This window comes from Photobacterium minamisatsumaniensis (genome assembly GCF_050336695.1).
GTDB lineage: Bacteria > Pseudomonadota > Gammaproteobacteria > Enterobacterales > Vibrionaceae > Photobacterium > Photobacterium minamisatsumaniensis.
The window spans coordinates 33,481-53,456 of the sequence record NZ_JAKJSI010000035.1 but is presented as its reverse complement, the minus strand read 5'-3'; the positions used below and the strand labels follow the sequence as shown (position 1 = coordinate 53,456).

The window sequence follows — 19,976 nt, the reverse complement described above, 5'->3', positions numbered from 1 at the left end:
CATGACCCCATTCACTTTGATTGTTTTAAAAAATGACGCTGTTGAGTGTCTTGTGCTACATACCGTTCTTGCCATTGAGATGGTTTTGAAACGCGTTCAATGCGCACGGCTGTAACTTTATATTCTGGACAGTTTGTTGCCCAATCTGAGTTATTGGTGGTAATAACGTTTGCGCCACTTTCTGGGTGGTGGAAGGTGGTATAGACGACACCCGCTAATACGCGAGTTGTTAAGGTCGCTCTTAGCGCCGTGCTTCCCGAGCGGCTAGAAATTCCAACCCAATCACCTTCATTAATGCCATAAAACTCAGCATCACTCGGGTGTATCTCTAATTTATCTTCATCATGCCATACTTGATTCTCTGTCTTGCGTGTTTGCGCCCCCACGTTATATTGAGAGAGAATCCGACCGGTTGTTAATATCATCGGGTATTTACGTGAAGCCACCTCGCTGGTGGGGGCATATTCTGTCACCACAAATTTTCCCTTACCTCTAGAGAAAGTTTGCGTATGCATAATTGGCATGCCTGATGGGTTCTCATCGTTACATGGCCATTGCACACTGCCTTGCTGTTCAAGCTTTTCATAACTGACACCCGTAAAACTTGGAACCAGTGTAGAAATCTCGGCCATGATTTCTTCTGGGTGTTTATAGTTCATCTCAAAACCCAGTGCGGTAGAAAGCGCTTGAGTCACTTCCCAATCTTCTTTTTCTGCTAGCGGAGCCATTACTTTTCGGACGCGGTTGATACGGCGTTCGGCATTGGTAAACGTCCCATTTTTTTCAAGAAAACTTGAGCCGGGTAATAACACATGGGCAAATTTAGCGGTTTCGTTGAGAAAAATATCTTGGACGATAAGGCAATCTAGTTTACGTAAGGCTTTCTCTACATGTTGGGTATTGGGATCGGACTGAGCGATATCTTCACCTTGTACGTACAAGCCTTTAAAGCCACCGGAAATCGCTTCATCAAACATATTGGGTATGCGGTAGCCCGGCTCGCCATCTAACTCGACTCCCCATACGGCTTCAAATTTAGAGCGCGCAATGGGGTCTGATACGGATTGATAGCCAGGTAATTCATGTGGGAATGCCCCCATGTCGCATGAGCCTTGAACATTATTTTGTCCGCGTAATGGGTTTATCCCGACACCAGAGCGACCGATATTGCCTGTTGCCATCGCTAAGTTCGCTATCGACATCACTGTGGTTGAGCCTTGGCTGTGCTCCGTTACGCCTAACCCATAATAAACGGCGGCGTTTCTTGCTTCGCCATAAAGGTTTGCGACGGTTCGAATAAGTTCAGCGGGAACACCAGTGATCGTTGCTGTTTGTTCTGGGGAATTGGATGGGTCTAAAATGAAATCCAACCAAGCGTTATAACTTTCTTCTTCACAACGTTCACCAACAAATTGACTGTCGAGTTGGCCATTCACCGCCAAGACATGCGTTATGGCATTGATAAGCGCGACGTTAGAGCCCGGTTTTAAGGCTAAGTGGTAGTTCTCATTGAGGTAGGGGGTATCGAGTAGGTCAATACGCCGAGGATCAATGACGATGAGTTTTGCCCCTTGGCGAAGCCTTTTTCTCAAAAGAGAACCAAAGACGGGGTGGGCATCAGTTGGGTTCGCCCCCATGACAACGATCACGTCGGCATCGAGAACTGAGTCAAAATCTTGTGTACCTGCGGATTCTCCTAATGTTTGTTTCAGTCCATAACCCGTTGGAGAGTGGCACACCCTCGCGCAGGTATCACTGTTATTATTACCAAACGCGCCACGGATCATTTTTTGGACAAGGTAAGCCTCTTCATTGGTACAACGCGATGAGGTAATGCCGCCGATACTTTTACGGCCATATTTTTTCTGAACGTTTTTCAGTTTATCGGCTGCAAACTCAATGGCTTCTTCCCAGCTGACGGCTCGCCATGGTTCGTCGATATGCTCTCTGATCATTGGCGCTTTTAGGCGGTCGGGGTGAGTGGCATAACCAAAAGCAAACCGGCCTTTTACACAAGAGTGACCATGGTTAGCACCACCGCCTTTATAGGGCACCATATTGACTAATTGGTCGCCTTTCATTTCCGCTTTGAATGAACACCCTACACCACAGTAGGCGCAGGTTGTGATCACACTGCGCTCTGGTTGCCCTATTTGGATGATGTTATTTTCCATCAGTGCTGAGGTTGGGCAAGCTTGGACACAAGAGCCGCATGATACGCAATCGGAAGATAAAAAGTCGTTACCTTGACCCACCGAAATCGCTGAGTCGAACCCCCGATTTTCCACGGTCAGCGCAAAGGAGCCTTGTGTTTCTGAACACGCGCGTACACACCGAGAGCACACAATGCATTTAGCGGGATCAAAGGTAAAATACGGATTTGAAGTGTCTTTTTCTTGCTGCAAATGGTTTTCACCTTCAAAACCATACCTGACTTCTCGTAAACCAACAGCACCTGCAACGTCTTGGAGTTCGCAGTTGCCATTTGCAGGACAGGTTAAGCAATCTAAAGGGTGATCAGAAATATACAACTCAACAATGTTTCTGCGCAGTTTGGCAATATCATCGTTTTGTGTTTTGACCTTCATCCCTTCCATGACAGGTGTGGTACAAGAGGATGGTAGCCCTCTACGACCTGCTATTTGAACAGCACAAACACGGCATGAGCCAAATGCATCTAAACTGTCTGTTGCACAGAGTTTAGGGATTGTAATATCAAGTTGAGCCGCCGCACGCATGACGGATGTACCTTCGGGGACCGTGACAGGGAAACCATCAATTTCCAGTGTCACCATAACGTCAGAGTTAACCTCTGGTGTACCAAAATCTTTTTCAAATACCGTAGGGTCAAAGGACACGGGGTCAAAATATTCAACCATTACATTTATCTCCAGTCGCGTTAAAATCTTCGGCAAAGTATTGGACGGCGCTTTTTACTGGGTTGGGTGTCATACCGCCCATCGCACACATCGACCCCAACTCCATGGTTTGGCATAAGTCGTCTAATAAAATGAGATTTTCTTTACGATCAACATTGCCGAGAATACGATCAATGACCTCAACTCCGCGTGTTGAGCCTATTCGGCAGGGTGTGCACTTACCGCATGATTCAATCGCACAAAACTCCATGGCAAAGCGAGCCATTTGTGCCATATCAGCGGTGTCGTCAAACGCGACAATACCACCGTGGCCTAGAACAGCACCGATTGCGGTAAAGGATTCATAATCCATCAATGTTTCCCATTGTTCTTCTGGGAGGTATGCCCCTAAAGGGCCTCCAACTTGCACCGCTTTTAAATTACGGCCACTGGCAGAGCCACCTCCAAAGCCATATAACAGCTCTTTGAGGCTGATACCGAAGGCTAGCTCGACCACGCCACCTTGGCGTAAGTTGCCTGCAAGTTGGAAGGGTAAGGTGCCTTTTGAACGCCCCATTCCATAATTGGCATAAGCCGCTGCACCGCATTCTAAGATATAAGGAATAGCGGCTAACGAAAGTACGTTATTGATGACGGTGGGCTGTCCAAAGAAACCTTTCAAAGCGGGGAGTGGCGGTTTGTTTCTTACGATTCCTCTTTTTCCTTCCATGCTTTCTAGTAGTGAGGTCTCTTCGCCACAAATATAGGCCCCGGCACCCAGTCGAAGTTCTAAGTGGAACGTTTTTCCTGAATCCAGAATATTGTTTCCGAGATAGCCATTGCCTACGGCAAGATTTATTGCTTCATTCATGATATTAAAGGCATGTTTATATTCCGAGCGAATGTAGACATACCCTTTGGTCGCGCCGACGGCCAAACCTGCAATCACCATTCCTTCTATTAGCATAAACGGGTCAGATTCCATGACGAGGCGATCGGCAAACGTCCCCGAATCCCCTTCGTCGGCATTACAAACAATATATTTACCACCTGTTCCTGCGTTGGCTGTTCTCACCGTTTCCCATTTGATACCCGCAGGGAAAGCGGCACCACCACGGCCTCGAAGCCCTGACTCAGTGACTTCTTCAACAATCTCTTTGTCGGTTAATTGAATGGCTCTGCGTAGCCCTAAAAAACCACTCATCGCTATATAGTCTGCAATTGATGTCGGATCAGCTATGCCTGCGCGTTTGAAGGTGAGACGCTGTTGTTTTTTCAGGTAAGGGATATCTTCGGTTAACCCTAAGCAATAAGCATGATCGCCTGAGAGGAAGGCTTCTTTGGCTTCTAATAGTTCGGTGAGCTTATCAACGGTCATGTTAGGGTAGGCGATACGCCCTTTTGGGGTATGAACTTCCACTAATGGTTCTAACCAAAAAGCGCCGCGGGAACCGTTACGTATCATGGTAAATTCGTCGCCACGATTTTGAAGTAATGTGGCTAAACGGTCGGCTCCTAGGGAGATCGCGGTGGTATCTTTAGGGATGAATATTTTATCGTTCATCGGCCTCTCCCTCCGAAGTGTACTGCTGGGTTATTGCGTGTTGAATTGAATCTATATTGGCTCGACCATACAGGTCGTCGCCGACACACACATTCGGTGCACACGCGCAATTTCCCATGCAGTAGATGGGTTCAATTTCGACAGCGTTTTTAACTGAGCAATCTTTTGTTTGCAGCCACTCTTTTATGTTATTGCATAAACTTACGGCCCCCATGGCTTGGCATGCTTCAGCTTGGCATATTTTTACAACGACTTTAGCTGGTGGCGTTAAGCGGAAATAATGATAGAAGCTGATCACTCCATCAATATCGGCCTCTGATCGGTGCAATTGCTGTGATATTACTTTTATGGCGACACGGGGTATATAACCGAACGTGTCTTGTAAGTCATGTAATATGGGAAGTAGCGGCCCTGCCTTATTAATATTACTCTCTATCACTTTGAGAGTTGAAAATTCAATGGCATCGGTTTGTAGAGTGGGAGCATAAATAGAAGAAGTTTGCATACAGTGCTTTCCTTCGATAATTCTTAGTTAATCTTATCCATAATTAACCATTAAAAATAAGACTCTACGCTAGGGTGCTATGACTATTCTAAAAGCATGACAAATTAGACTTTGAATATACTTTTAGAAAGTCATGAAAATAACGCTATCAATTAATTAAGCCGATACGGTGTCAACAACGCCAATATATTGGAGATAATCAGCACTTGAGATGACATCGCCATATTTACTGTTAATATCAAATAAATTAGCATCATGGGGAGACTTGTGGCGATCCCCAACACAATCCTCAAGCACGATAACTCGAAAGCCATGTTGCATGGCATCTACTGCCGTTGCACGAACGCAGCCACTTGTTGAGCACCCTGCAATCACAACAGTATCGATCCCTGATGCCGTTAATGTTGAGGCTAATGTTGTACCAAAGAAAGCACTGGCATACTGCTTTGTTATCACCAATTCATTGGTTTGAGGAATTACACCTGGACAAAACTCTGCCAGTATATTACCTTCGACCATCTCCCTCATGACAGGGGCTTTCTTCACCCAAGTACCGCCATCAGCAAAGCTGGGTGAATGGTAACGAATGTTGGTATGTATCACCATTTCACCGGTTTTTCTTGCCTGCTTAAGAACAGATTCCGTTTTAGCTACAGCATTTACAACATCGGGCGCATATAATAATGAATTGGGCGTTGTATATGCTTTCATGAAGTCTACAAGCAATAGGGCAGATTTAGCACCGAACCCTATTTTTGTATCCCACACTCCCTGATAATTATTCAGCACATCGTTATTCGACTTTATATCGCTCATATTTAATGCCCTGTTATTTATAGTCACCTGATAAAAGTGCACCCGCACCAGGTACGACAGGCTCTAAGTTCAATTCTTTGAGCATGCGGTAGGTGGTCGCAATTGCTGCTGTCAAAACGGGTTTTTCTGTTTGCTGCTCGACGGTTGTTACCGCGGCAAGAGAAGGCATTTGTACACACGCTGATAGCACGACAGCATCAACCGAACTAGTATCCATTTCTGCGACGATAGCGGGTAGGTTCATTGGATCATGACGGGCCACATCGAGGTTATTCGGTATTTCTAATGCTCGATGGTCAACAACGTCAATACCTTCAGCTTGGATATAGTCAACCACCATTTGGGTTAATGGCTTCATATAAGGGGCAACTAACACAATACGTTTAGCGCCCATTGCGTGTAAGCCTTCGACTAATGCGCCAGCACTTGTTACTACCGGTGTTGGTGAATCATTCGACTCGGTCACTTTCGTGAGGCGTGCTTGTGATTCACGGTGATAACCTAAACCCATCGACATTATTGCGACTAGGCAGGCATAGCCGAGTACATCGACTTTGGCATCACTTAATTCCAAAGCACAGCGATCAGATTCGGCATCCATTGCCGCGAGTTCTTCTTTACTGACTGTTTTCATGCGCATACGGCTAGAGTGGAAGGTGAATCTCTCAGGGCGTATGCCTTGTCGCGCAAGTAGCATGGCTGGGATTTCTGTTTCCATTGTTACATTTGAACTTGGGACAATCTGGCCAATTTTGAATAATTTGCTCATGGTGTTAGTTTCCTTACTTATTTTCCTGATGCGGGTAATTAGCAACGCTATAGTTTTACACCCAAGAACGGGGTTAATTGTTCAAAGAAGCCATCGAGATCATCCCATGGGATCATATGCCCTGCTTTTTCTACTTTAACTATTGAGATAGAAGGTAGTAGCTCACGCATTTCTGCTTCATCAACGGGTTCAATGACTCCGCCTTTTCCTGCGACCATAAGTAGTGTCGGAATAGTGATGTTGGGAATATATTGATGGATATCGTCATTATGAAAACCGTCATAGGTTACTCGAACGGCTTTTTCATCACAGGTATGTAACCATTCAGCGCGTAGAGTGAGTTGTTCGTCGGTCCACGTTGCACAGTATTTACGCATCGCTTCGGTATCACACCCAGCCGTCGCTTCAGCCATTGAGTCGATATACCACGGTAGTTTGCTTGGGTAAGCGCGTCGACCTGGGCCTGAAACGGGGGGGTCGATGAGTACCAGCTGGGTACAGCCGGTTTGACTCATTGTCTCGGCGCGTATGGCAAAACGAGCTCCCATTGAATGGCCAACCAAAGTGTATTCATCAAATTTCATCGCTTGAGCAAAATCCACAATGTCTTTGGCACAAGTATCAAGATCATAATCGAGCTCGGGGCCAGAAGACGATAGTCCCCTTCCTCGCACATCGAGTACATAGGTATCAAACTGTGTCGCAAAACGTTCTGCAACGAACTCCCACGTAATCGCAGGGCTAGTAATACCAGGAACAATCAGCACTTTTGGTCCTTTTCCACCATAGCGTAAGTAGTGCTGTCTGATGCCGTTAGCGTGGACATTGCCACCGTTTAAGAATGCTGAACTCATGCTAGTGTCTCGCTCTTCAATGAAACAGCGTATACGTCGTAGTCATATACCCAAGATGGATCTTCTTGCTCTTTCAGCCATGTATTTGCATTGGAAACACGTTGAACACGTGAAGCTCGTTCTTTACGGTTGGATTCATAAAGATCAAAAGCGGTTTCATAATCTTCAAGTCCCACTTCATCAAAGCAGCGCAGTAGCATTGCAGCATCTTCAATCGCCATACAAGCACCTTGCGCCATATGAGGCTTCATTGGGTGGCAAGCGTCACCAAGCATGACAAGACGACCGCGGCTCCATAGAGGCAATGGGTTGCGATTTTTTAACGCCCAGCGGGTAACAGACTCGGTGGAATCAATAAGAGCTTGAACGGTAGGGTGGTAACCTTCGAATGCTTCGTACATTTCTTCTTGGCTACTTTGTACAAATGAACCTTCAAAATCTAATTCTGGTTGAGGTACACCTGTCACATAATAATATTCATCACGTTTGCCCGTTGTGTAATAGACCATCATATGGCGGTCTTCACTCCACCATTTAACACAGGGCTCAAACGTCATATTATGTTTGGCTAATTGCTCTCCTGTTATTAATGCTCGGTGTGCAACCCAGCCACTGTATGTAGGCTGCTCGGGGCCTAGCAGAACCTCCCTGATTTTAGAATTGATACCATCAGCACCGATAACGATGTCAGCGCGTGCTGTTGTGCCATCAGAGAATGTCAGTAATACATCATCACCACCATCATCAATCGCTTCGAGCCCTTTACCGAAATGCATTGTTCCATCTTGGATGGCGTCAATTTGCATTGCATGGAGGTCACCACGGTGAACAGTAATATAAGAAGCACCGTACTCTTTCTTTGCAAACTCACCCAACGGGATCCTTGACATATATTCGCCAGTGCGGCCGTCACGGCTGAACCAGAAGTCGGGGTGTGAACTCATCAAATTTAGTTTGTCTTCCATCCCCAGACGTCTGAATATTTTCATCACGTTAGGGCCAATATGGATACCTGCGCCCAAGCGGTTAAAGCTTTGAGCTTGCTCATACACATCAACTTTATACCCTGCCTGCTGTAACAAAGCTGCTGCCGCTGCCCCACCTAAGCCTGCCCCAACGATTGCTATTTTCTTATTTGATTTAAAGCCACTCATTCGAATTCCTTCTTCATATTATTTGATCTAAATATCTACCAACCCGCTAAGTGTGTTGCCTTAGCCTTCCTGTTATTAATTTGTAGCGTACACACTATAAATTGACAATGTTAAATTATCGTTAACTTGTACGTATTGAACATTCATCACATTTATATAAATTGCAATATTATCAAATTGCAGTGTTTTTTATTATTAATCAGTGGTTTATTTGTTGGTTTGTTTTTTGTTACCGATGTGGGTGTTGTTTTTTTACAATTTATAGGTGCATATTTTTTAACATTGTGCATACAATTGAAGTCATCAATGAGCGTATACGCTATACATGAGCAAGTCGGGAACTTGGTTATACATAGCAAATATTTAATTTCAAAGGAGTGAAGGAAATGCCAGTTAGTGACTCACAATTAACGCAAATGTTTGAGCATGTACTTGAACTGTCTTGTGTTGACCACTCGCAATCTGTCGCAATACTCTCTAGTCATTATTCTGATCAACGTACAGTGAAAGCAGCGTTTGATGCCGCGCAGCGTTTAGGTGCAAAAGTATATAAAGTCGAGCTGCCAGCATTTAATCATCCTGTAGCGATGGGGAATGACTTAACGGCTTATTGTGGTGACACGCCATTAACGGGAAATATTGCAGCGCAAAGAGCACTAGAAGCCGCTGATTTGATTGTAGATACGATGATGTTGCTCCACTCTCCCGAGCAGGAGCAGATCTTAAAGACAGGGACACGCATCTTACTTGCTGTGGAGCCGCCTGAAGTCTTAGCCAGAATGTTGCCAACGAAAGAAGATAAGTTGCGGGTAGAAGCTTCTCAGGCATTATTGCAACAAGCATCTTCAATGACAGTTACATCCGAAGCGGGTACTAATTTCCGTGTACAGCTGGGGCAATACCCTGCGGTTACAGAATATGGCTATGCGGACAAACCTGGACGGTGGGATCACTGGCCAAGTGGTTTCTTATTTACATGGCCAAATGAAGAAACGGCAGAAGGTATAATTGTTATTGATAAAGGTGACATTTTATTACCCTTTAAAAGTTACACCCGAGAAAAAATAACCCTCGAAATTGAAAAAGGCTTTATTACCAATATTACTGGTGGCTTTGAGGCCGAGTATTTACGTGAATATATGGACTATTTTAATGATCCTGAGGCATTCGGGATTTCTCATATTGGGTGGGGATTACAACCTCGCGCACAATGGACTGCCATGGGTTTACATGACAAAAATGATGGTATGTGCATGGATGCTCGTGCTTTTTACGGTAACTTTTTATTTTCAACTGGACCAAATACAGAAGTAGGTGGTACACGTAAAACACCTTGCCACATGGATATCCCGCTAAGGGGTTGCAGTATTTACCTAGATGATGCGCCCGTTGTTATTAAAGGGGATATTGTTGCACCAGATGCGTCAATGGTGAAGTGAAGATATGAATGATTTCGCTGAACACGAAAGCAATTTATAAATAATAATGAGAAAGGAGTTACTCATGGCAGATTATGTATTAAATACTTGGTATCCACTCACGTGGTCACGTGACGTTGAACAAGCATTATCTAAGCACAGAATTACCGAGCAAGATGTTGTCCTTTATCGGAATAGTAATAATGCTGTTATTGCGATGGAAGATATGTGTCCGCACCGTTTACTCCCTTTATCGAAAGGTAAGCTGAAAGGTGATGACATTGAATGTGGATACCACGGCGTTACTTTTAATTGTTCCGGCGAGTGTATTCGTGTACCGGGGCAAGACATCATTCCGCGTAGTGCGAAAGTACGTACTTATCCAACCCATGAAAAATTGGGTCTTGTTTGGATTTGGATGGGGGAGGCAAGCCTTGCTGATCCATCAGAGATCATTGATATTCCTGAATACAACTCTGAAGACTGGAGCGTTGTAGAGGGGGACGCACTTGAAATCAAAGCAAATTATTTAAGTCTTGCTGATAACCTATGTGATCCTGCACACGTGAGTTTTGTACACCTAAGTACATTGGGTAATGCTGCAAGTGAAGATATTCCAGTGCATCATAAAGTTGAAGAGAAGAAGATTCTGACATGGCGTTGGATTATCGATGCGCCTGCGATCCCTATTTTTGAAAAGTACGGTAACTTCAAAGGTAATGTTGATCGTTGGCATTATTATCATTATTACGCACCAAGTATTGCCATTATCGATTTTGGCAGCGCGGAAACAGGTACGGGTGCGCAGGAAGGGAATCGAGAGGGAGCAATGCAAGTGCTAGCTTGCCATTTCATGACGCCAGTCGATGAATTTAACTCGATTGATCATTGGTTACACATTAAAAACTTCCAGGCTGACGAGCAAACCAATAAGGCACTATCGGCCGACTTTAGGCTGGCATTCGATGAAGATAAAGAGATCCTTGAAGCAATTCAAGAGAAAGAAATACAACATCCAGATCGTAAAAGGCTGAAAATTGCGATTGATGCTGCACCTGCAAGAATGCGCCGTATTGTCGATAACATGATTAATGCTGAAGCGAGCACTGATGCAAACAATGAACTGCTAATTCCAATCACTTCGAACGGTTAATATTATGAACTCAAAACCTTTTTTACTCGGTTGTAATGGAAGAGGGGTGCAATTGTCATCCCTAGATAAACCTATATCGCTCGATGAACTATCGATATACGAACAATTTAAATTGGTTAGTGAATCTGGTGTGTTTGATTATTTTGATCGTATTCCGTTGCGCTCTAATATCGATGAATATAAACATGCGATAGAGACTTTTAATCTTCCTGTTCATACCGCGAGTTGGTTTTATCAGCTTGGCGAAGATGATGCCTTACTGGATGATAATTTACGTATATGCCAAGAAATCGGCGCGAGCTGCCATAACATAATGACTTTCAAGCACCATAAAGATGGGCATGAATTAACGAATGAAGAGCTTTGTGACCATTATTTAAGCACCTATGATAAAGGGATGAGCCTAGGTGTTGAGCCGACCTTTGAACTCCATGTGAATATGTGGACAGAGGACTTCCTCCGAGTTCAGGAAGTGGCTGAACTTGTTCAAGCACGAGGGATCCCATTTAACTTCACGCTGGATTACAGCCATGTTAATTTCAAAATTGGCAACCCTGAAGAACTTGAGTTATCAGGGGTGCGAGAGGCCGTAGCTCGTGGTGAGGTAATTCTGGACCCGTTTGAGCCTGATTCTTTATGTGATAAATGGTTAAACATGGGCATTGTTAAATGGTTACAGTTAAGAACTGTTGCGCCGAATCAACCTAAAAATCTGTGGCATAAAGTGAATGATGAAGAATATGCTCGCGGCATTCAATACCCAATCGTTAAGCCGAAAGAAGGGGAATGGCATTCAGAGTGGAACGCTTATTTACTTGAGCCGTCAAAAGAAGCAATTAGAAAAGCATTGAAATATCATAAGAACACCCCTAATAGTCCATTAAAATATATAACAACCGAAATGATTAACTTACCAGACTATGGCTTAGGTGCCAAATATAATTTATTCGAACAAAATGTAGAAGCAGCGAAGTTTATAAGAAAAATATGGGATGAATTAAATAAATAAGTTAAATATAAAATTATAAATTAAAGTGAGGAAGAGTAATGGCCGAAATAACATATATTGAACCTGATGGTAATAGCCGTAAAGTTTACGTTGAAAACGGGCAAAGTTTGATGCAGGGAGCAATTAATAACGACATCAACGGAATTGAAGCTGAATGCGGTGGTGCGTGTGTTTGTGCAACATGTCATATTAGAGTTGATGAGGCTTGGTTCTCAAAAATCCCTCCTGCAGAGGAGGTAGAGCAACTAACGCTCGAAGAAACAGAAAACCCTACAATACACTCAAGGTTAGCATGCCAGATACAAGTGAATGATTCGCTTGATGGCCTTGTTATTCATGTGCAGGATTCGTCGTTCTAGTGGGCTAAGCCCACTTTATCTCAGCATTTTCATTGTGATAAAAACTTATCAATAAATATTTCCATTGACCGGATAGCCTTGCCTCATAAATGTTTATTTTTAGGCGCTGTATGTCTGTAATATTATTAATAACAACATGCAGTAATGGCAATATATTTAGGAAGCAATATGAACAATAACGAAATAGCTATTACCAGACCATCAACAGACCAGTTATATAGTAAAGTTACATGGAAACTTATTCCTTTTTTTTGCTTGTGTTACTTTGCGGCTTATTTAGATAGAATTAATGTTGGCCTTGCTAAATTACAAATGGCTGGTGATTTAGGTTTTAGCGAAGCTGTTTATGGATTGGGGGCTGGCTTATTTTTCATTGGCTATGTTGTCTTTGAAATACCCAGTAATCTTATTCTGCAAAAAGTTGGGGCAAGATGGTGGATCGCAAGAATAATGATCACCTGGGGGTTATTGTCTGGTGCGACAATGCTCGTTACCACACCCACACAATTTTATATTGTTCGTTTTCTTTTAGGTGTGGCTGAAGCCGGTTTTGTTCCTGGCGTTTTACTTTACCTCACTTACTGGTATCCAACCTATAAACGCGGGAAAATTATTGGGCTCTTTATGATGGGCCTACCTGCTGCGGCGCTGATCGGTAGCCCATTATCAGGCTGGATTATGGAAGCGTTTGATGGCGCAAGAGGTTTTGCAGGTTGGCAATGGCTTTATTTCCTTGAAGCATTGCCGTCCGTTATCTTAGGTTTCCTAGTCTTTATTTTCTTGCCTGACGGTATTAAAAGTGCGAAATGGCTGAACGATGAAGAGAAAGAAGAGCTGCAGCATAACCTAGAACAAGATCATCTGGATGTGAAGCAGAAGCACTCTGTCAGAGATGCTTTAACATCGGGTCGAGTATGGCTTTTATGCTTTGTTGATATGAGCTTTATGATGGGGACATATGCAATTAGTTTTTGGCTGCCTACGCTCATTCGAGAAGCGGGTGCAACCAGTATGTCCGAAATTGGTTACTTAACTGCAATACCACATGCATTTGCTTTGGTCTTCCTACTGCTTAATGGGATGAGTTCAGATAAGCACCGAGAGCGCCGATGGCATTTGGCTGTACCGCTATTTATTGGTGCGACTGGTCTTGTTCTCAGTACTTTCTTTACTGATAACCTAATGATGACGGTTTTATGCTTTACGTTAGCTAATGTGGGTATTGTCGCAACGTATTCTGTATTTTGGTGTTTGCCTGGTACGTTCCTCAGAGGCGCGGCGGCAGCGGTGGGAATCGCTTTAATTACCTCTGTTGCGAACATTGGTGGCTTCGTTGCAACGTCTGTTCTTGGATGGCTAAAAGAACTGACAGATTCTTCTAGCGTAGGTCTGATTACATTCGCAATGTTCTTAGTCGTAAGTTGCATACTTGTCTTACGTTTACCAAAAGAAGAAGTTAACAAATAAAGGCAATAAAGGTGGTTTCATAGGATGTGATGAAACCGCCTATTTTCTTCCTCAATTATAAGAGTTGGTGACAACATGGAAAAACAACGCGTAGTAATTATTGGTGGAGGGCATGCTGGTGGCTCTGCAGCTGCATTTCTTCGACAGTACGGCTTTACTGGTTCAATAACGATTATTGGCTCTGAGTCTACACCACCTTATCAGCGTCCGCCGCTCTCTAAGGCGTATATTAAGGGAACGGCAGATTCAAACAGCCTCTTACTTAGACCAAATGCTTTTTATCAAGAAAAAAACATCGATGTTAAGCTGAGCACGAGTGTCACTCGTATTGATCGTAGTAATAGAGCGGTTGAGACTGCATGTGGTGAAACATTGAATTACGAATATTTAATTATTGCGACAGGTTCAAGACCCCGTGTTTTAACTATTCCAGGGAAAGACAGTAACGGCATTATATACCTACGCAGCATTGACGATGCAGAACGCTTAAAGTCAGGCATTAACTCTGACACGAAAGTGGCGATTATTGGCGGTGGATATATTGGTCTTGAAGTTGCGGCATCAGCACGCAGTTTAGGCGGGGATGTGACGGTCATAGAGCAAGAGCCGACATTACTTTCACGCGTAGCATCAAACCATTTATCCGGCTTTCTCTTGAACGCGCATCAGGAACAAGGTGTTAATTTCTTACTGAGTGCTAGCGTAACGGATTTTAATCATACGAATGGTCAACTGGAGAGCGTTAGCCTTTCAAACGGTCAAAAGGTTGACTGCGATATTGCTGTAGTAGGTATTGGCGCGATCCCCAATACTGATCTCGCGAGCGATGCAGGCATTCAATGTTCAAACGGGATCACTGTTGATCGGGATTCTAGAACCAATGATCTACATATTTTTGCCATTGGAGATGTAGCGAATCGCTATGTGTCAGTTTCAAAAACTAACCTACGATTAGAAAGTGTCCAGAATGCGTTAGAACAAGCTAAAGTTGTGGCTAACAACATAGTGAAGAAACCGAACAAACCGGAAGAGACGCCGTGGTTTTGGTCAGATCAGTATGAATATAAACTTCAAATCGCGGGTATGAAAAATACCGCAACTAGCCAAGTGGTGAGAAAGTCTAATAACGCAAATGGCTTATCGGTTTTTCATCTGAATAATAATCGCTTAGTATCGGTGGAGTGTATCAATAGCCCCGCAGACTTTATGCAGGGGAAAAAACTCATTCACACCCATGCTACGATGGACAGTGCATTGCTTTCTAATCCCGCTCTATCACTACGTGACTGTGTATTAACAGATAAACTGGAACTGCAGTCGTAGCGTCTTATCATGCGATGTATTTATTTAGGTTGATATATGTTTGGTTAGTTGCTGATATTTATGATTTTGTGCTTAGTCATGATAGATGAATCATAAGTAGAATCGCTAACCATTTTTATTTTGAGCAGCCATCTACGGCTAACAAATTCTATTCTACAGATGGTTTTATCTGGGTCTTCTTCTTGTCTTTATAAGATACACTCTTTATTGTTCTGGCTTAGTAGCGTGAAACGAGGAAATTAAAGACGATGTATAGTTTTGAGCAATTAAAGATGTTTGTTGCAGTGTGTGATTGCGGTTCGATTTCTGCGGCGGCAAGAAAGCTTAAGCGTGCACAGTCAGGTGTTAGCCAATCTATTTCAAACCTTGAAATCGCTTTAAACCAATCCTTGTTTGACCGCAGTGGCAATACGCCAAAATTGACGGTTGAAGGTGAAGCACTATTGCCGATAGCACGCTCAATATTGTTACAGCAACAACGGTTAGATCAGAAGGTCGCAGCACTCGACGCCGCCGAAGAGCACGCATTGATTATAGCCATTGAAGAGAGCCTGCTTGAGCCGGCGCTGCTACGTCAATTAGCCGAAATTGGTGAGCAATATCCGATGACCAATATTGAACTCTTATCTTCTTCGACATTTGATATTCGGGCTATGGTGAGTGAAGGCAGTGCACATATCGGTGTCGTCTATGCTGATGGGAAAATGCAAGAAAACACCGAGTTTTCGACGTTAGGCTATAATCGATTCGTCACGCTTGCGGCTCCCTCACATCCATTAGCGTATATGTCGGTATTGAAAGATTCTGATTTAAGAAATTACCGCCAGATAGTCCAACGTGCTTCATCAGGACAAGAGCTTTGGTTTAGTTACGCAATCAGCTCTCAGGTTTGGCATGCCAATACCCACCAATTGCTGTTGGATCTTGCTTCTGAGGGGCTAGGGTGGGCCATTGCACCACAACGTCTTGCTTCAGCATATATCGAACAAGGGAAGTTAGCGATATTGAATGTGGAGTATGAACCGGAAGGGTGGATGACGACCATAGATGTGATCCAAACCCGTCGGCATACCGCTGGCCCGGTTCGACAGGCTGTACTGAATACATTAAATAAAGCTTTCGAGCATTATCGGTTTTAGGCGATTTGCTATAATTGTTGTGATCAGTTTTGTTGTTTATCAATTTAGCGTTGCTTCTTCATTTTCAAAATCCAAAGTATGAATCGATATACCCATCTCCCTACTTTTCCTGCAGATGAACGTGGGTATTGGCTGTAGCAAAATAAACATAAGCCCGGCAGCAGAACAAGAATCCTGATATACCATGGCCACAGTTCATTCATAACTGATGGAATATTGTTTCGGTTTGGGCTGCTTGATAGCTCAGTGACCCAAAGTATGAGTTGGGAAAAAAACAGCAAAGCTCCCCAGAAACAGACATGTTTCTTTTTTATTTTTATCATGCTTTAGTCACCCTTTATTCGATGTGAATAAATAAGTCGTAAATAAACCAAATGAAGTCGCTTGGAATATTCTTAAATTAAGATCGCAAACGATGGCAAAGCGGTATAGCGCTTTTCATTGGATGTTCTCGGGGGACTTTATACTTAATATTCAAAGGGGTTATTGCGAGGGGTTATACAATATTCTGGATATTTGCTGTGAAATAACGCGCATTTAAAACATGTTAAATTACATTGGTTTTTATCGGTTTGGTATGTGTATGTGTATGTGTCGTTTTTAGGCGACACGTGCATTCTTCACGCTTTATCCTCATATCTTACTGATTTGCTATAGTTGTTTAAATGTCGGGTACAAGGAAGTTACGAGGAAAGTATGAAACGATTTTTAGCTTTATTTTCAAGTCATATTATAGCGGTTGCGATAGGGTTTGCCCTTGGGATTTATGCCCTACCTATATTAATTGCCCCCGAGGCACCTCCTGCCGCAGCAATATCATCTATTCAGCAAGATGCGCAGTTTACTGCTGTCTTTGAAAAAGATCGCCAAGACAGCGATTTTCTTCATTGGGGGGAAGGTGAAGTATCGATTTCACCAAATGCGATCAGCTTTGTGGGGGAGCTTGCTCCGGGACCTGACTATAAGCTGTACCTATCGCCAGAGTTTGTTGAAACCGAATCGGACTTTAATCGCTTAAAAATGTCGATGGTAAAAGTCGGTGAGATTAAAACGTTCAACAGCTTTATGGTTGAGCTTGATAATTCGGTCGATATTGCTCAATACAACACCGTTATTGTCTGGTGCGAGACCTTTGGACAGTTTATTACATCGGCGCAATATCAGTAGAGTAAATTGTCTTATAAAACAATACCAGCGCAAGCCGATTGCTGCTTTTATCATCGGTAAAAGAATGCCATTCTTACTATCTGTGTTTCATATCACGTAAATGCACTTAATGTAGTTGTTTATCTTGGGTTTGTGGTCGATTTGTAGATAATAAAACCACGTTATTGCCAATCACGTGGTGGATTGAACTGTTATGGAACTATTATTCTCAGCTTTATTTATGTCTACGCTTATCGGTTTCAGTTTATGGGGATGGGTGCAAGCAATACGTGTTGTGTTCCGTTTTTGAGTAAGTCCGGTACAACCTTATATAAGATTAACGTTGTGTGACATTATCTTGAGTGAATAGGCAGCCTAGTGTGCTGCCTTTTGTTATTTTGGGCGTATCAGTATTTGTGGTTACCGTTATTCGCGATGGCGCTATTTTTCAAGAAAAAGGCGCTGGCTTGTGTCAAAATGCACCGTCTCAATCAATAAGTCTGTAAAGCAATGAACTATCAAGCTGCTATTTTCGATATGGATGGTTTGCTTCTCGATACCGAGCGCGTATGTATGCGTATCTTCAAAGAAGCTTGCGAAGTGCAAAACCTCCCTTTTTATGAAGATGTTTACCTGTCTATCATTGGCCGTAATGCTGCGGGCATTGAAGCCATTTTCCGTAAAGCCTATGGGGATAATTTAGACCGTTTGCATAATGAATGGCGCACCCGTTATAACGCGGTAGTGCAACATCAAGCAATCCCTGTGAAAGATGGGGTGGTTGAGCTATTAGAGTGGTTGAAAGCGCAAGGCTTGCCCGTCGCTGTTGCCACCTCGACAGAAAAAGAGGTGGCCAAGAAAAAATTAGAACTGGCAGGGCTCGCTAAATACATTGATAACCTGACCACTGGTTGTGAAGTTAGCCAAGGCAAGCCAGATCCTGAAATTTACTTGTTGGCTGCCAGCCGTCTTAATGTTGATCCGAAGAAGTGTTTGGCATTCGAAGACTCTAATAATGGCGTTCGTTCATCGGTTGCTGCGAACATGATCTCTTTCCAGATCCCTGATTTGGTTGAGCCTTGTGAAGAAGTACGTCAGCTTGGCCATAAGATTGCCCCTTCGCTGCATCATGTGCTCGCTGAGTTGAAAGCCGTTTAATGGCGATGATGATGCCTCTCGTTGAGGCATCATTCGTTAGTAACTAGCCACAATTTTTATCCCACCATTTCTACCAGACAAACTGGCGCACCAATATTGCACTGATGCTCGGTCGGAGTAATCTCTCCTGTTTCCTTGTTTCTGCGAAAGCTAGTGATGTTGTCTGAATGTTGATTAGCCACGAGCAACCACTGCCCGTCGGCAGACAAGGTAAAGTCTCTTGGAAAAGCGCCACCGCAATCGTACGCGGCAAGCCTGACTGGTTGTGCACCTGATACGTCAAACAGACTTATTTTATTTTGTGCTCGGCAAGACACATATAAAAACGTCTCATCAGGGCAGAGGTGAATGGCTGATGCGGCTTCTCCCTTTTCAGAATCACTTAATAAATCACACTGGTGTGTCACATGCCATTTATCTTCACATTTAGATAGAACAATTAAAGTTTCAGATAGCTCGCACACCACGTATGCAAGCGTTTCGCTTTGGTTAAACACTAAGTGACGAGGACCAGAGCCTGCAGGTATGACGATGCTTTGTACTAAGTTGAAGCTATTTTCAGCTGTTTCGGAACCATGACTATAAAGATGAATTTGATCTGAGCCGAGATCAACAACTGCCAATTGGTTAGAGTGCTTGAGAAAGGTGACTTGATGGGCGTGGGGAGCTTGCTGGCGATCTTTGTTTGGCCCATTTCCTTCAACGTATAATTCAGATATAGCTTGTAAAGGCTTACCCGCTTCATCGAGTTGATACACGCTAACATTACCAGAGCCGTAATTGGCAATAGCAAGATAAGGCGCTTTGATAGCGATATGGCAAGGGTAATCTCCTGCTATCGGTAGCGCACAGCATTTATTGGATGAAATGAACTGAAGTGCTGCGCCTTCTTCTTTTGCGATTTCGCTAAAGGTGTATAGCCCTTGCTCTGTCGAAGTAAGATAAGACGGATTGCGTAAAGTAACAGTATCATCTAAGCGCTTTAGTTCACCTGTGTCTGGATTAAGAGAGACGAGTGCGACGCCCGAACTAGTACTCGGTGCATCAGTGTAGGTGCCAACATAAAAATGTGGGTGGCCATTAGCTGTCATGAAGAACCTTGAAAGATGAGGAATATTTGCCATTACCATGCCGTTTGTCAATTCAGGCGGCAATCCTTATTAGTAATCAATTGGTTAAAGTGTGAAGCAGTTGCCGAAGTTAGAGGGTTGAAACTGGGCATCAGTTGGTCATTGCCCGTTCACTGTGTTGAAGAAGGCAATTTTGTACAAAATTTGCAAAGGC

At 43.6% G+C, this 19,976-nt stretch carries 17 protein-coding genes; 9 read left to right on the top strand and 8 right to left on the bottom strand.

What is annotated here, in order from left to right:
• Window positions 1–11 precede the first annotated feature (11 nt).
• The 7 genes from fdhF to L4D78_RS18775 form a co-directional block, all read right to left on the bottom strand.
• Window positions 12–2,879 carry a formate dehydrogenase subunit alpha gene (gene fdhF / locus L4D78_RS18805; RefSeq protein ID WP_428468360.1) on the bottom strand — a complete coding sequence of 956 codons (2,868 nt, stop codon included), beginning with the start codon at window positions 2,877–2,879 and terminating at the stop codon, window positions 12–14.
• Complete coding sequence (locus L4D78_RS18800; RefSeq protein WP_428468359.1) at window positions 2,872–4,422, bottom strand: formate dehydrogenase beta subunit; 1,551 nt, start codon at window positions 4,420–4,422, stop codon at window positions 2,872–2,874. Before L4D78_RS18800 ends, fdhF begins: the two co-directional genes overlap by 8 nt.
• Window positions 4,412–4,927 (bottom strand): NAD(P)H-dependent oxidoreductase subunit E, encoded by a 516-nt coding sequence (locus L4D78_RS18795; protein ID WP_428468358.1) that lies wholly within the window; start codon window positions 4,925–4,927, stop codon window positions 4,412–4,414. Before L4D78_RS18795 ends, L4D78_RS18800 begins: the two co-directional genes overlap by 11 nt.
• A gap of 156 nt (window positions 4,928–5,083) precedes the next feature.
• A complete protein-coding gene (locus L4D78_RS18790; protein WP_428468357.1) occupies window positions 5,084–5,743 on the bottom strand; it encodes an N-carbamoylsarcosine amidohydrolase in 660 nt (219 codons plus the stop codon).
• A 13-nt stretch (window positions 5,744–5,756) separates the two neighbouring features.
• Window positions 5,757–6,512, bottom strand: coding sequence for a maleate cis-trans isomerase family protein (locus L4D78_RS18785; RefSeq protein WP_428468356.1), 756 nt, complete (start codon window positions 6,510–6,512; stop codon window positions 5,757–5,759).
• Between the two features lie 47 nt (window positions 6,513–6,559).
• Entirely contained in the window at window positions 6,560–7,366 is an 807-nt protein-coding gene (locus tag L4D78_RS18780; protein WP_428468355.1) for an alpha/beta fold hydrolase, read from the bottom strand.
• Window positions 7,363–8,520: an FAD-dependent monooxygenase gene (locus L4D78_RS18775; RefSeq protein ID WP_428468354.1), complete on the bottom strand. Its 1,158-nt coding sequence runs from the start codon at window positions 8,518–8,520 to the stop codon at window positions 7,363–7,365. The genes L4D78_RS18780 and L4D78_RS18775 overlap by 4 nt, the downstream gene beginning before the upstream one ends.
• A gap of 386 nt (window positions 8,521–8,906) precedes the next feature.
• Between L4D78_RS18775 and L4D78_RS18770 the strand changes: the two genes are divergently transcribed.
• From L4D78_RS18770 to L4D78_RS18730, 9 genes are all read left to right on the top strand, one after another.
• Entirely contained in the window at window positions 8,907–9,959 is a 1,053-nt protein-coding gene (locus tag L4D78_RS18770; protein ID WP_428468353.1) for a 2,5-dihydroxypyridine 5,6-dioxygenase, read from the top strand.
• 64 nt (window positions 9,960–10,023) lie between these two features.
• Window positions 10,024–11,091: an aromatic ring-hydroxylating dioxygenase subunit alpha gene (locus L4D78_RS18765; RefSeq protein WP_428468352.1), complete on the top strand. Its 1,068-nt coding sequence runs from the start codon at window positions 10,024–10,026 to the stop codon at window positions 11,089–11,091.
• Window positions 11,092–11,095: 4 nt separating this feature from the next.
• Window positions 11,096–12,100, top strand: a complete 1,005-nt coding sequence (locus L4D78_RS18760) for a hypothetical protein (protein WP_428468351.1) — start codon at window positions 11,096–11,098, stop codon at window positions 12,098–12,100.
• Between the two features lie 38 nt (window positions 12,101–12,138).
• Window positions 12,139–12,459 carry a 2Fe-2S iron-sulfur cluster-binding protein gene (locus tag L4D78_RS18755; RefSeq protein WP_428456190.1) on the top strand — a complete coding sequence of 107 codons (321 nt, stop codon included), beginning with the start codon at window positions 12,139–12,141 and terminating at the stop codon, window positions 12,457–12,459.
• A gap of 168 nt (window positions 12,460–12,627) precedes the next feature.
• Window positions 12,628–13,926, top strand: a complete 1,299-nt coding sequence (locus L4D78_RS18750; RefSeq protein WP_428468350.1) for an MFS transporter — start codon at window positions 12,628–12,630, stop codon at window positions 13,924–13,926.
• A gap of 75 nt (window positions 13,927–14,001) precedes the next feature.
• Window positions 14,002–15,249, top strand: coding sequence for an NAD(P)/FAD-dependent oxidoreductase (locus tag L4D78_RS18745; protein WP_428468349.1), 1,248 nt, complete (start codon window positions 14,002–14,004; stop codon window positions 15,247–15,249).
• 248 nt (window positions 15,250–15,497) lie between these two features.
• Entirely contained in the window at window positions 15,498–16,388 is an 891-nt protein-coding gene (locus tag L4D78_RS18740) for a LysR family transcriptional regulator (RefSeq protein ID WP_428468348.1), read from the top strand.
• 696 nt (window positions 16,389–17,084) lie between these two features.
• Entirely contained in the window at window positions 17,085–17,555 is a 471-nt protein-coding gene (locus L4D78_RS18735) for a DM13 domain-containing protein (protein WP_428468347.1), read from the top strand.
• 489 nt (window positions 17,556–18,044) lie between these two features.
• Window positions 18,045–18,692, top strand: a complete 648-nt coding sequence (locus tag L4D78_RS18730) for an HAD family hydrolase (RefSeq protein WP_428468346.1) — start codon at window positions 18,045–18,047, stop codon at window positions 18,690–18,692.
• A gap of 56 nt (window positions 18,693–18,748) precedes the next feature.
• Here L4D78_RS18730 and L4D78_RS18725 read toward each other — a convergent pair whose 3' ends face one another.
• Complete coding sequence (locus tag L4D78_RS18725; RefSeq protein WP_428468345.1) at window positions 18,749–19,783, bottom strand: lactonase family protein; 1,035 nt, start codon at window positions 19,781–19,783, stop codon at window positions 18,749–18,751.
• Window positions 19,784–19,976 lie beyond the last annotated feature (193 nt).